This is a genomic window from Rhizobium sp. CG5 (assembly GCF_023701945.1).
Lineage (GTDB): Bacteria > Pseudomonadota > Alphaproteobacteria > Rhizobiales > Rhizobiaceae > Allorhizobium.
In genome coordinates, this window is sequence record NZ_JABAEF010000003.1 from 342,831 (window position 1) to 356,215 (window position 13,385).

General features: G+C 62.5%; 8 protein-coding genes. 4 read left to right on the plus strand and 4 right to left on the minus strand.

All coding sequences use genetic code 11. The features are described 5' to 3' along the window. Positions 1 to 43 precede the first annotated feature (43 nt). The 3 genes from HGO38_RS07505 to HGO38_RS07515 all read left to right on the plus strand — a co-directional run bounded on the left by HGO38_RS07505 (position 44) and on the right by HGO38_RS07515 (position 4,681). Positions 44 to 928 carry a helix-turn-helix domain-containing protein gene (locus tag HGO38_RS07505; protein ID WP_250955267.1) on the plus strand — a complete coding sequence of 295 codons (885 nt, stop codon included), beginning with the start codon at positions 44 to 46 and terminating at the stop codon, positions 926 to 928. A gap of 178 nt (positions 929 to 1,106) precedes the next feature. Further along, entirely contained in the window at positions 1,107 to 3,302 is a 2,196-nt protein-coding gene (locus tag HGO38_RS07510) for a TonB-dependent siderophore receptor (protein ID WP_502941511.1), read from the plus strand. A gap of 233 nt (positions 3,303 to 3,535) precedes the next feature. Continuing rightward, positions 3,536 to 4,681: an IS4 family transposase gene (locus tag HGO38_RS07515; protein ID WP_250955268.1), complete on the plus strand. Its 1,146-nt coding sequence runs from the start codon at positions 3,536 to 3,538 to the stop codon at positions 4,679 to 4,681. A gap of 110 nt (positions 4,682 to 4,791) precedes the next feature. Here HGO38_RS07515 and bcsN read toward each other — a convergent pair whose 3' ends face one another. Genes bcsN through bcsA form a run of 4 tightly spaced genes read right to left on the minus strand, consistent with a single transcriptional unit; the run spans position 4,792 to position 12,329 of the window. Next, the gene (gene bcsN, locus HGO38_RS07520) at positions 4,792 to 5,679 is read right to left on the minus strand and encodes a cellulose biosynthesis protein BcsN (RefSeq protein WP_250955269.1); all 888 of its coding nucleotides are present in this window, start codon (positions 5,677 to 5,679) and stop codon (positions 4,792 to 4,794) included. Then, positions 5,676 to 7,730 carry a hypothetical protein gene (locus HGO38_RS07525; protein WP_250955270.1) on the minus strand — a complete coding sequence of 685 codons (2,055 nt, stop codon included), beginning with the start codon at positions 7,728 to 7,730 and terminating at the stop codon, positions 5,676 to 5,678. Before HGO38_RS07525 ends, bcsN begins: the two co-directional genes overlap by 4 nt. Then, a complete protein-coding gene (locus tag HGO38_RS07530; protein WP_250955271.1) occupies positions 7,727 to 10,054 on the minus strand; it encodes a cellulose biosynthesis cyclic di-GMP-binding regulatory protein BcsB in 2,328 nt (775 codons plus the stop codon). The genes HGO38_RS07525 and HGO38_RS07530 overlap by 4 nt, the downstream gene beginning before the upstream one ends. Continuing rightward, positions 10,047 to 12,329 (minus strand): UDP-forming cellulose synthase catalytic subunit, encoded by a 2,283-nt coding sequence (gene bcsA, locus HGO38_RS07535; RefSeq protein WP_352230463.1) that lies wholly within the window; start codon positions 12,327 to 12,329, stop codon positions 10,047 to 10,049. The genes HGO38_RS07530 and bcsA overlap by 8 nt, the downstream gene beginning before the upstream one ends. Positions 12,330 to 12,796: 467 nt before the next feature. Here bcsA and HGO38_RS07540 point away from each other — a divergent pair, with 467 nt between their 5' ends. Next, positions 12,797 to 13,378, plus strand: a complete 582-nt coding sequence (locus tag HGO38_RS07540) for a transglycosylase SLT domain-containing protein (RefSeq protein ID WP_250955273.1) — start codon at positions 12,797 to 12,799, stop codon at positions 13,376 to 13,378. Positions 13,379 to 13,385 lie beyond the last annotated feature (7 nt).

Consider the following 13,385-nt stretch of genomic DNA (forward strand, 5'->3'; position numbering starts at 1 on the left):
CCGGGACGATCCGCAAAAGCCCGCTTTGTCCCAAGGAGACGGCATGACCTATCTGCCGCGCATGAACAACAAGATCGACGGTTTCTCCGTGCTGGACGGCTATCACCGGCGCTACTGGAACGGCATGGTTGCCGATCTGTGGAATGTCGACTGCGCACCGAGCGCCGGCGGTTATTATGTCGGCAATGATCCGCGACTGTTCATCGTGCTGGATGCGCACAGCACCGAGACCGGCAATTTCACCATGGCCGAGATCGGCGGCCCGGTCCTGAACGGCTGCCAGCGCCGGGCGGTATCCTTTATCCCGGCCGGCATGGAAATGCGCACCCAGGTGCACGACATCCAGTATCTGCGCCATCTCGACCTGCATTTCGACACCGACGCCCTGAAGCGCCGGATCGGCGAGAACCTCGATATCGAGGCCCTGAGACGGCCGCGCTTCCTGCTCAACGAACAAAAGCTGATGGCGCTGGCCGAACTGATCGCCGCCGAATGCAGCGCCGCCCAGCCGCTGCACGATCTCTACGGCGATGGCCTGACCCTGGCGCTGCTGATCGACGTGCTGCAGATCGCCCCTGCCCAGAACCGCAAGCGCACCAAGCTTGCCGGCTGGCAATTGCGCCGCACCTGCGACTTCATCGAGGAACATTGCCTGCGCAGCATCCGGCTGGAGGAACTGGCCGAGCTGACCGGCCTGTCGCAATCCTATTTCAGCCATGCCTTCAAGGCCTCGACAGGCTTGTCACCGCACCAGTGGCAGATGAAGGCGCGTATCGCCCGGGTCAAGGAACATCTCGCCAACCGCACTCTGCCGCTGACCGCCATTGCCGCCGAAACCGGCTTTGCCGATCCCGCCCATTTCGCCCGCGTCTTCCGCCAGCAGGTCGGCATGTCGCCGTCGGCCTGGCGGCGCACCCATGCCCTGTAAGGGCTGGAAACTGATTTATGGCAATTTCATGGGTGCAGTGCGAAGTTTACCCAAATCCGTTCAAGTCGGCACCGCTTCAGACAAGCGCCGCGTTAATTCTTGAGCTAACTACTCATCTTATACTTTGAGTGGGGACCGGCAGCGCCAACCGCGCCTGCCAGCTAGTACGGGGTGCTTCATGCGCAGCAAGACAGGACTGATGTTTACCAACCGCCATCTGAAAACCGGCGTCGCGCTTCTGGCGCTCGCCCTGCCGGCGTCGCTTGCGCCGATCCAGGCCTTTGCCCAGGATGCGGACACGCAGTTGTCGACCATCACCGTCGAGGGCAAGGGCGAGACGGCCACCGGCCCGGTCGACGGCTATGCCGCGACGCAATCCTCGACCGGTTCCAAGGCCGACACGCCGATCAACGAAATTCCCCAGGCCGTGTCGGTGATCGGCACGCAGGAACTCTCCGATCGCGGCGTCGTCAACAAGGTCGACGAAGCCCTGCGCTACACGGCCGGTGTCACCACCCAGCCGTTCGGCGTCGATGGCGATACCGACTGGATCTATATCCGCGGCTTCGACGCCAGCCAGACCGGCCTGTTCCTCGATGGCCTCAGCCTCTACGGCTACAGCTACGGCAGTTTCCAGACCGATCCCTTCACCCTGGAACGCGTCGAAGTGTTGAAAGGTCCGGCCTCGGTGCTGTACGGCGGCTCCAATCCGGGCGGCCTCGTCAACATGGTCAGCAAGCGGCCGCTGGATGAGAAACACACCTATACCGAAATCGGCATCAACAGCGACGGCAACGCCTTTGTTGGCCTCGATGCCGGCGACGTCAACAGCGACGGTACGATCAGCTATCGCTTCACCGGCAAGGTGGCCGGCGGTGACCAGGCCGGCGACGATGCCGAAGACCTGCGCGGCGTCTTCATGCCGCAGATCACCTTTGCGCCGGACGACGCCACCAAGCTCAACATCTCCGCCACCTATTCGAGCCTGGACCAGACCCGCTCGAGCAACGGCTTCTTCCCCTATGTCGGCACCGTCGTCGACGCGCCCTACGGCCGGATCGATCCCGACGCCAATTATGGCGAACCCGATATCGACGACAGCGAATACCGGCAGAAGACCATCGCTTACGAATTCGAGCATGAATTCGACAATGGCTTGACCTTCAGCCAGAACGCCCGCTACGGCCATCTCAACAAGCGCGAGGTCGGGCCCTATACCTATGGCTATTACGATCCGGCAACCGATACCGGCTATCTCGAAGAGCCGACCAGCGCGGACGCCTATCTGCAGCGCATCGGCTTTGAAGGTGTCACCAAGGTCGACACCTTCGTCATCGACAACCGCCTGAACGGAAAGTTCGACACCGGCGCCCTGAAGCATGACCTGACGATCGGCATGGACTACAAGTATTATCGCCTCGATAACGTGCAGAAATGGAGTTCCGCCACGCCGATCAGCGTCACGGATCCGGTCTATGGCACGGCGCAACCGGACAACACTACGCAGATCGACGAAGTGCTGACCCAGCAGCAGTTCGGTGTCTACGCCCAGGACCAGATCCATTTCGGCACCGGCTGGGTGGCGACCCTCAACGGCCGCTATGATTTCGTCAACACCGAGGTCGACGATCGCCTCGGCACCGACAGCTACGAATCCGATGACGGAGCGCTGAGCGGCCGCGCCGGCCTCGCCTATGAATTCGCCAATGGCCTGACGCCCTATGCCAGCCTCGCCACCTTCTTCAACCCCCAGATCGGCACCACCAGCGGCGACGCCCTGAAGCCGGAAGAAGGCTTCCAGGTCGAGGGCGGCTTCAAATACGAGCCGAGCTTCCTGCCCGGCATGATCACGGCGTCCGTCTTCCATATCAACAAGGAAAACTGGACCGTCACCGACCCGCTCACCTATCTATCAACGCAGATCGGCGAAGTGACCTCGACCGGTGTCGAGCTGGAAGGCAAGTTCGACATCGCGGCGGACTGGAAGATGATCACCTCGTTCACCTACCAGGATCTGGAAATCCAGGAGCATGCCGATACCAGCCTGATCGGCAACACGCCGTATCTGATCCCGGCCGTGCAGGCCTCCGCCTGGCTCGACTACACCATTCCGTCAGGGGTGTTTGAAGGCGTCAGCATCGGCGCCGGCCTGCGCTACCAGGGCGAATCCTGGGCCGACATGGCCAATACCAAGAAAGTGCCCGATGCCACGCTGGTGGACGCTGCCATCCGCTACGAAAAGAACGGCTGGGGCGCCTCGCTCAACGTCACCAACCTGTTCGACAAGGAATATGTCACGGGCTGCCAGGGCACCCTGGTCTGCGGCTACGGCCAGGGCCAGACATTCACGCTGAAGCTCAGCAAGGCCTGGTAAGCGACGCGGCCGAAGGGCACCCTCCCTCTTCCGTCATTCCCGCGAAAGCGGGAATCCAGCACGGCGCGTCTGCGCCGTGAAAGAGTCTTTCGTGATCAAGGACTTGATCACGCTGGATCCCGGCTCAAGGCCACAGCTGTCCGGTTTAAATTTGTGGACATGGCGCATGACATTGATTCTACTCGTATTTGAACGTTTGAGCGCGTTTCGGACACGAGCAAGGGATCAATGCCATGCAGCACCACAATAGTGTTTTTCACGCCGTTTTGAAGCAGGTTCCCTGGGGCGTCTTTGATCGCCTCGTCCGTCAACATGATGCCGATCACAGAGTCCGCAGGCTGTCCACAAAAAGTCAGTTCGTGGCACTGCTTTACGGTCAGTTGAGCGGTGCGGTCAGCCTGCGCGATATCGAGATAGGGTTGTCCAGCCACTGGCGTGGTCTCTATCACCTCGGCGCCAAGAGCCCGGCGCGCTCGACCCTTTCCGATGCCAATGCTCGCCGGCCGGCCGCCGTGTTCGAAGGGCTCTTTTCCGCCTTGGCGCAAGGCGCCGATCGCGCTGCCCGCCGCAAGATCGGTGATGCGGTGCGTCTCGTCGATGCGACGAACATCAGGCTTTCCGCCAACTGGGCCCACTTCTCCGCAAAAAGCTGCGCCGGCAAGATCCATGTCGTCTACGATCCCGACGAGGCCTCGCCGGTCTACGCCGTCGTCACTGCCGCCAATGTCAACGACATCACGCCGGCGCAGAACATGCCGGTCGAGACCGCAGCGACCTATGTTTTCGACCTTGGCTACTACGATTTTGCATGGTGGGCCGAGCTGAAGGCAAAAGGTTGCCGCATCGTTACACGCCTCAAGACCCACACGCCGCTACAGAGTATCGAGAGCCGGCCGGTCCCCGAAGGCGGCGACATCCTGTCTGACAGGATAGGCCATCTCAATCGCAGGATCGGATATGGGCGCCCCAATCCTTACGTCGATCCCGTTCGCGAGGTCATGGTCAGGATTTCCACGGGCAAGATCATACGCATCGTCACCAGCGACCTCGACGCACCGGCGCAAGAGATCGCCGCCCTCTACAAGAGGCGCTGGCAAATCGAGCTGTTTTTCCGCTGGGTCAAGCAAACCCTGCGCATTCGTCATTTCCTCGGCACCTCGGAAAATGCCGTGCGCATCCAGGTCATGGTCGCGCTCATCACTTATATCCTCCTCGCAAGCCTCAAGAAGACCCAGGCCAGAATCGAAAGCCCGCTCGCATTCGCACGGCTGGTCCGCGCCAATCTCATGCATCGAAAGACGATCCAGAACCTCATCGAGCCGCCCAAAAAGCCGCCCGAAGATAACGCACAGATCTCCTTCGATCTCAGGCCAACTTAAACCGGACAGCTGTGGCTCAAGGCCGGGATGACGGCTGCCTAGAGCACAAACGACAGGACTCCGTCACTGTCGATCTGCCACGCCCTCACCTCTTCTCATTCCGTCGCCCCTCACTCCGGCAGCGGCACTTCGACGGCACCGGTCAGAACCGGCGCGGCTGTCGGGGCTTTGGCGTTCGACGGCGCGCTCACTGCCGCAGCCCTTGGTTTCGGGGTTTCCGCCACCTCGACCGGCTGCGCACGCACCACAGCCGGCATCTCGGCAGCGACGGGCGCAAACGATTCAAACGGCGCAACCGGCGCAACCGGTGCAAACGATGCCGCGGCAGAGGAGCCTGAGGCAAGACGCAGCATGTCGAGGGTCTGGCTGGTGATCGGCTTGATGCGCAGATCGCCGAGCAGGGTCGCCAACCGGTCCGGTGTTGCCGCCGTGTCGCAATAGCGTAGCCGGATGCGGACCGGATGGGCCCGCTGCATCAGATTGCCGACCGCAGGCGCGCCGTTCTCCATCTGGCCGTCCTTGATCAACTGCCAGGCATAGACGCAGGCGCCGCCGGACGGCAGAGAGCCGGTCGCATAGCCGTAGACGCCATAGGCATTGCGGCCCATCGCCTCGGTCATCTTCATCGGCACACCGCGCAGCGACGCTTTCATCTCGCGCATCACATCATTGCGGCTCGGTGCCTGGCGGAACACGCCTTCGCCGGAAAGCCCAACCTCGATGGTCAGGGCATTTTCGCCGTCCTGGACCGTGTCATTGGCAAAGACGATGGTCTGCACGGCGGTCTCCGCCGTCAGGTTCTGCCGGATCGACAGGATGCTGGCCGGCAGCCCCGGCAGCGAGGCCAGCGCGAAATGCGGCGCCACTTCGCTGGTCGAGGCAGACGCACCGGCAACCCTTGGCGCATTGACCGTCGAGGCCGTCAGAAACGGATCCTGAACCGAGGTGCAGCCGCTGAGCAAAGCAAGAGATAGGGAGGTGAGAAGGGTTTTGATCATTGTCCACTCAATCGGTCGTTGATGACGGCGATGCCGCGCAGATTGGCCGGATCGCTGATCGCGGCATTCAGCTGTGCGAAGATCGCCTTGGATTGGGAAAGATTGCCGAGATGGTAGTGCGACCAGGCCCGCATCTGCGAAATACCAGCCGCTTCCGGCGCGATCAGCAGGCGGGCGTTGAGCGCCTCCAGCACCTGCTGGTATTGCTTGCGGTCGAAGGCATCCCGCGCCCGCAGCCAATAGATCTCGCTGCGGATCTCCCTGTCGCGCGCCGCGGTCAGCGGATAACGCGACAACACCGCCTCGGCATCGTCGGTGAGTTTGGCGCGCAGCAGCGTCAGCCCCAAGCCATAGGCCGCATCCTGGCCCTTCTGCCCGCCGGCAGACAGCACCGCCGAGAACGAGGCACGCGCTTCGCTCAGGTGGTTGAGCTCCAGATGGCACCAGCCCTTGATCAGCAGCGCATCGGCGGAGAGCGTACTGCGTGCCTCAAGCGCCCTCAGATCGGTGATGCAGGCGCCGAACTTCTTGTTGCGGAAATTCGCCACATAGGTCGCATCGATATTGGCGGCCGGTGCGGCGACATCCTTGCCGCGCTTGCCCTTCGGCGCCGTCATCGCCTTCAGGTCTTCGAACGCAGCGGGATAGGCGGCCGCATACTCGGATTTCAACGCATCGAGCGTGGCGGTATCCTTCATCTGCGCCGCACTCAACACCAGGCCCTTCAGGCTGTCGGGATGCTTCTGCCACTCGAAGGACTTGCCGAACCAGGCGGCAGAGGCGGCAAATTGCCTCGAATTATAGGCATACCAGCCGAGCACCGCCGCATGATCGGCCGACAGACTTTTCTGGATCGCCGCCGAATAGGCCGTGACCACCGCCGCGTCGATCTCGCCGAGTTCCGGTTTCTGGAAGCGCAGCGACAGCGTGTCGGCCAAAAACTCGCTCTCCTCGCCAAGCTCTGCCAGGTGATCCACCACGACCTGATAGGCCTGGTCGTCCTGCTTCTGCCGCAAAAGACTGAGCGACAGGCCCTTGATGGTCTCCACGGAGGCCTTCTGCTCCAGCGCCAGGCGGAACCACTTTTCCGCCTCTTCCGGCTTTTCGGTCTTCAGCGCATACCAGCCGAGCAGCGTCAGGTCTTCGGGACGCTTGCCCTCGCCTGCCACGACCCTGAGCTTTTCGATCATGCCGGGCGCCACGGCAGGACCGCCGGCAGCAGCGCTGTTGAAATCCGCGACCTCACGGCGCAGAAGATCCAGCGACAGGTCGCGCATGCGCTCGGTCATCGAGGGCGACACGGCAAACTGCGCCACCGCCTTGCGCAACTCGGCCACCGGGAAATCCTCGACGGCCTTTTGCAGCGTCGTCATGATGACATCGTCGCTCATGCGCGCCTCGCCTTCGCGAAACAGGATGCCGCGATAAAGAGGCACCAGCGCCTCGGCCATATGGCTCTCACGATAGGCCTCGATCAGCATCCACAACAGGTCGACCTCGGTTTCCCGCTGCGGATCGAGCGTCTGCCCGGCGGCGATCACCGACGGCCAGTCCTGGTTCTTGTAGGCCTCGCTCATCAGATGGCGCTGCTTGCGGCGTTCCAGCTTGGTGCGGAAATCCTCCGACGGTTCCCAGCCGAGATTGGCCGCGGCAATCCGCGTCACCTCGGTCTCGATACCGCTGTAATCGTCGGCTTCGTAAAGCGCCCAGAGCGAGCTTTCGTCCACAGGGGCTGCGGCCTCGGGCGCAAAGACGTCGCCCGGCATGGAGAAGCCGGGATATTTCAGCTGCAGCCGCCGTGTCTCGGCGGTGACGCGGTCCATCCGGCCTTCCTTGGCATAATAATAGAGCGCCGCCAGTTCGACGGCATCCGGTGTTGGCCCCTGGGCATCGCCAACGACCGCACCGTCCTTGGCGACGGCCGCTTCAGCCGCAGGCGCGGCCGGCGTAAACAGCGATAGGGTCTGCTGGGCGACGGCGCCCGTGGCCAGCGGGAATAGTACAGTGCCCTGCAGCAGCAGCGCGGTCAGGCGGGTAAAGCTTCGGGTCATTGATCGGTCCTCACGCCCTTGCGGGGAACAGCATAGCCAAGCCACAAGCCGAACACGCCCATGCAGGCGATGACCAGCAGCACATAGATCTGGAAATGGTCGGACAGCCACGCCGCGGCCAGCCGGCGCAGATTGGAGAAGCTGGTATCGCTGGGGGCCGAGAAGGAATAGCTGGCCGGCATATAGGTGACGAGAGAATGATCGTCGCGCTTCATCAGCGCCGTGCCGCCTTTCAGCGCACCCCAGACGGCCGGTGCTGTCAGGCCGCGCACGCCGGCCTCCAGATCCTGCGGGCTATCGGCCTCGATCACGGTCCACACGCCATTGCCGAGCGGCGCCCGCGTCTGGGTCATGCTGACCAGCACATCGGAGCGGTCAAGCCGCGCCACGTCGTCGATTGCGTCCTCGTATCTCAGCCAGTGATTGATGACGCGGGACGCCTTGCGCATCCAGACCCACACCCGTGTCTTCAGCGACAGATGTTCATCCTCCAGCGCCGTGCTCTGCTGGAAGGCATCCAGCAGAACATCCGACTGCGACGCCAATTGCGGGCCACCGGGGACCGCTGAGCCGATTGCTGCCGTCTTCACCATGTCGAGCTGCCCGGCATTCTCACCTGCCGAGGCAAGCGGCGTGACACCCTTTGCAGGCGGCGGGCTGCCGTCCTGCCGGCCATTGGCGGTGACAATGAGCGCGTCGCGATCGACGGAAGCGTCCGGTGCACCGACCTTCAGCGACGCATTGAGCGGCTTCCTGGCCGCCAGCGCCAGCCGCGTCACCATGGTCATCGCCGCACCGAGCGACGCGCCATCCGGCCGGTCGACATGCACGTCAAACGGCACCGCATCCTGGAAAGGATAGGCCTTGCCGGAAAACGCCGCCAGGTCCGGCAGGCGGCCGATATGGGCAACATCGGGGAATTCGAAGGCCGAATCCTCCAAGAGCAGGAACCGCGGCCGCTCCTGCGACCGGCCGGCCGGCTCGCAGGCCTTGTCGGACTCCATGGGCAACTCGGCCAGGATCTCGACCTGGTTGACGCCAGGGTGGAAGGCGCGCAGCGGCAGTTCGATGCGCTTGCCGTCGAATTTCGCCCCTTCCGGATTGTAAAGCATATGGCTGGTGACGGCCCGCTGGTTGACCCGGAACAGAAGCTGGGAGCCAGGCGCCAGGCCGGGGGCGGTGGCCGCCTTCAGATAGAAGTCGATCGCGCCATAGTCGCCAGGATAGAAATCGGCCGGCATGTCGATATCGAGCGTGGTACGAAACAGGCGGCCGGTAAACGGCGCGGTGCGATAGCCGGCATCGGCCAGCGTGACGCGTCCGGTCTCAGTGCCGTCGATCATGCCCGGCTGGGCCTTCAGCACGCCGGCCTCGAAGCCGGGACGCATGACATTGCCGACCGCGGTTTTAAGCGAGGCCGACAGATCGGCAGGGTTGGCACCGCGCATGACGACAGCGACGCGACCCGCCGTCTCGCCGCGGCGCACCGAAAGCCCGTTGGGGGCTGCGGCGAGAATGGCACGGGCCTTGGCGGTCTGCGGATAGCTCCTGACATCACCGAAATAGAGATCGATGCCGGCACCCTCGCCCGGTTTGTCGGCAACCGAGATTTTCAGGTCATCGCGGTTGAGATAGAGCGCCAGGGCCTGCACGGTCGCCAGGCTGTCGGCCGCCATCACCGAGCGATCGCCTTCCGGTGAGATCAGCCGCAGTTCGGTGATACCCTCGGCCGTCCGGCCGATCGCCAGGAGATCGTCAAGGGTCTCAAACTGCCCCGCCGCACCCGACACAAAGCCGCTCTCAATCGGATCGACCTGCGTCCAGAGCTCATAGACCGCATCGAGCGAGCAATCGACGCGGTGATGCTGGCGCGCCCGCAGCCGCACGGCATTACGGCCGGGGACGAGGTCTGTCGGCGACAGCGCCAATTGTTCGGCAAGAACACCATTCGGTGAGCGGATGGCAAAGGAACCGACGGCCCGGCCGTTAACCTCGACATCCATGATCGCGTCGTCGGGCAGAACCGACACGGCATTGGTATAGGCGATGCGCAGCGTGCCCGGCTGGCGGGCCTGCTCGCTGCTGAGATGGAAGCTCAGCAGGCGCGCGGCGTCCTCGCCGATCAGCCGAAGCCGGTCGCCGGACTGTTCGAAGGGCACCAGCCGGCCATCGGCTGCGGCAAGTTTGGTCAAGGCCGGTTCAGCGGCCGCCGTGGCCGGCTCGGCGCCGGGAAACAATTGCAGCGGGGCGGCAAGGCTTGGCGCGGCAAACAAGCCGGCACTCAGGATGATAGAGAGCGCGGTAGCGCTTGCGAGCTTAGCCATAGACGACGCCTCCAACCAGAACCGGATAATCATGGGCATGGGAATTCTCGCCCTCTTCCAACGGCGCGTCGCCCCTATCGGTGATGACCATTGGCGCATCGGAAAAGGACTTGACCTGCTGCTCGCGCACCAGACCGCCGGCATATTGCAGCGAGCGCAGGGTCTCGGCCACGGTCCATACGGCAAAGCGCACGGTGCCCTGGAAAAAGCCCCGGCGCTTCTGGCGCCGGGTCAACCGATCCTGCAGCACCGACTGGTCGGAATACATCAGCTCGGCAATCACCAGGAACGTCTGCGGCGTGCGTTCGGCATAGGCAAAGCCATGCACGGTATCCTCGTCACGCTTGCTGGTGCTGCGGTAGACGACGTTGAGGCCCAGAGCCTTGCCATTGCGGCGCAGTTCGATGAGGGCCTCCAGCGGCGCGCCCTTGTCCATGACCGGCTTGCCGTCGAGGAACTGGATGGAGACGCCGCCGCTTGACGCGTCCTGGATGATGATCGTGTAGACCATCTCGCCGACACGCATCAGCGCATGGCGCTTGACCGGCAGGCGCTGGTTGCGGCGCCGTTCGCGACGCTCCGAGACGACGCCAAGCGCCGCACCGGCAATGCCGAGATTGATGAGGTTCCAGCCGGCAACGATCAGCAGCAGTTCGGACGGCATCGGCTCGGTCATGTAGCGCCAGACCGCATAGAGGCTGGCACCGAGCAGCAGGAAGAAGATCGCGAAATAGGGCCGCGCCAGGGGCGACAGCTTGCTTTCGTCCAGCGTCTGGCCCTTGGCCGTGACGTTGAAGGTCGGTTTGCGCGGATTGCGCACGACGCTGATGATCGAGCCGAACAGCAGCACCGACTGCACATATTCGTAGAGTTCGGAGATCCACGGCCAGCGCACCTTGCCGTAGAGATAGCTCTGCATGGCGAAGGACGAGACGAGATAGGTCACCGTATAGGAGGCGAATTCAAGGATATTGGCCTGGAAGATTTCCAGCGAGAAGAAGATGTACAAAAGCGGCGCAAACATGAAGGTCAGCCGCGTCATCGGGAACAGCCAGAACAGGTTGGTGCCGGCATAGCAGATACGCTGCGCCACGCTCAGGCCGCCCGCAAGGAACGGCCGGTTGAGGATCAGGATCTGCAGCATGCCCTGGCACCAGCGGGCCCGCTGGCCGATGAAGGAGACGAAGGTTTCCGGCTGCAGGCCGGCGATCAGCGGCTTGTCGACATAAACGCTGTGCCAGCCGCGGCTGTGCAGCGACAGGGCCGTTTCGCAATCCTCGGTGATCGACTGGCCCGAAAAACCGTCGGTCTCCAAGAGCGCCTCGCGGCGCAGCACGGCGGCCGAGCCGCAGAAGAACGAGGCATCCCACTTGTCGAGGCCACGCTGCACGACCGAATAGAACATCTCGTTCTCGGACGGCATGCGGGCGAAGGTCTCCAGGTTCTTTTCCAGTGGATCGGGATTGAGGAAGAAATGCGGGGTCTGGACGAGGAAAAGCTTTTCGTCCTCTGCAAAGAAGCCGACCGTCTCGTTGAGGAAATCGCGCACCGGCGCATGGTCGGCATCGAAGACCACGACCAGTTCGCCCTTGGAGATCTGCAGGCCGGCATTCAGATTACCCGCCTTGGCATGGCTGTTTTCGGCACGGGCATGGTAATTCACGCCCATCGCGTCGCATAGGGACTTGAGTTGCTCGCGACGGCGCAGCGCCGACAGGGCCGTGCGCGGATCCTTGTGGCTGCATTTGGCATCCGTCCCGCCGTCATCGAGCAGGTAGATGGTCAGCTTGTCCTTGGGATAGTGCATCGAGCGGGCGGCGGCCAGCGTCAGTGCCAGCAGCTCAGGCTCCTCGTTATAGCTCGGGACGAAGACGTCGACGGTCGGGCAATCCTTGTCGGCGGCCCTGGCCGGGGTCTTGCGCTTCAACGGATCGGCCACAATGAAGAAGCTGATCGCCAGCATGAGCAGGCAATACATCTCGGCCACATAGAGAATGAGTCCCGGAATGTAGTTGAGCGGCTCGGAAAAATTCGGAAGGGTCTCGGTCGTACGCCAGAAGGCGTAACGAAGCGCCAGAATGGCGGCGAATACGAAGGTCATCAGCCGGAGCGTCTTGTTGTCCGGACGCGTCATGCAGAGCAGCATGAGGCCAAGGACGGCAATGCTCAGAACCAGCTGTGCCTGCAGGCTCATCGGGAGCCAGATCAGAAACAAACCAAAAACGCCCGCAATGATTGCAGGCCACTTAACGCACTTCATGTGCCCAGTCCCCATTTTTCATTGCCCCACAAGTCATCTGCGGAGGTTCCAGATAGGAACAATGCCACACTACGGACCAAGTCCTCAACGAAATGCTAATAATTTGCAACCGGACAAGTCTCTGATTTCAAATGGTTAATATGCATTTAACGGCACCAAAACCCAGGTTTTCCGGGCCTTTTGCGCCGTTTGGCACAGAACCTTGAAAAGCGCCGGGTCCGAATGGCCCGTTTCAACTATTAAGAAGGGCTGAAAAGGTTGTATCGTTCTTGTTTCAAATGCCAGCGCCGGACTCTGGGCCCTGCACCGGCGCCTCGCGCCAACAGACGCGGCAGGCGTTAACGCCACCGCCGCGCAATCGCCGTTTTCCGGCCATTTGTCTTAACAATCCAGCGATCTGCGCGCCGTCACGGTTAACCCAATCGCCAAACGTTTCGTTAAATTTTACCTAATACAATAGCGGGTCAAAGAGAGGTCCCGCGATGCGTAGCGTCTTAATCGTCGCCCTTTTCCTGGCATTGGCCGGTTGTGCCAAGCCACCGAGCCAGACCAAGAACGCCTGCGCCATTTTCGAGCAGCGCGATGGCGTGTTCAACAACTGGCGCAGAGAGGCCAACAAGGCCTCGCGCGAGTATGGCATTCCCGTGTCGATCCTGATGGCGACAATCTATACGGAGTCCGGCTTCCGCCACAACGCCCGCCCGCCGCGCCGCAAGCTGCTGGGTTTCATTCCGTGGAAACGCCAGTCGACGGCGTTCGGCTATTCCCAGGCGCTCGATGGCACCTGGGAGCGCTACAAGCGCGAGACCGGCCGCGGCCTGGCGCGCCGCACCGATTTCGGCGATGCCGTGCGCTTCATCGCCTGGTATCACTACCAGAGCCATCGCCGCAACAACATCGCCCTCAGCGATCCCTACAACCTCTACCTCGCCTATCATTCGGGTCATGAGGGATTCAAGCGCGGCGCCTATCGCGGCCGCCCGGAAGCGCTCAACGGCGCCAAGCGCTTCACCAATATCAGCTACACCTATGCCCGCCAGCTGAAGGATTGCAGCAACTATTAGGGCGACC

Bases quoted from the DNA above. Each gene is read 5' to 3' on its own strand.
- bcsN (WP_250955269.1), bottom strand. From the start codon at position 5,679: ATGATCAAAACCCTTCTCACCTCCCTATCTCTTGCTTTGCTCAGCGGC.
- HGO38_RS07515 (WP_250955268.1), top strand. From the start codon at position 3,536: ATGCAGCACCACAATAGTGTTTTTCACGCCGTTTTGAAGCAGGTTCCC.
- HGO38_RS07530 (WP_250955271.1), bottom strand. From the start codon at position 10,054: ATGGCTAAGCTCGCAAGCGCTACCGCGCTCTCTATCATCCTGAGTGCC.
- bcsA (WP_352230463.1), bottom strand. From the start codon at position 12,329: ATGGGGACTGGGCACATGAAGTGCGTTAAGTGGCCTGCAATCATTGCG.
- HGO38_RS07540 (WP_250955273.1), top strand. From the start codon at position 12,797: ATGCGTAGCGTCTTAATCGTCGCCCTTTTCCTGGCATTGGCCGGTTGT.
- HGO38_RS07525 (WP_250955270.1), bottom strand. From the start codon at position 7,730: ATGACCCGAAGCTTTACCCGCCTGACCGCGCTGCTGCTGCAGGGCACT.
- HGO38_RS07505 (WP_250955267.1), top strand. From the start codon at position 44: ATGACCTATCTGCCGCGCATGAACAACAAGATCGACGGTTTCTCCGTG.
- HGO38_RS07510 (WP_502941511.1), top strand. From the start codon at position 1,107: ATGCGCAGCAAGACAGGACTGATGTTTACCAACCGCCATCTGAAAACC.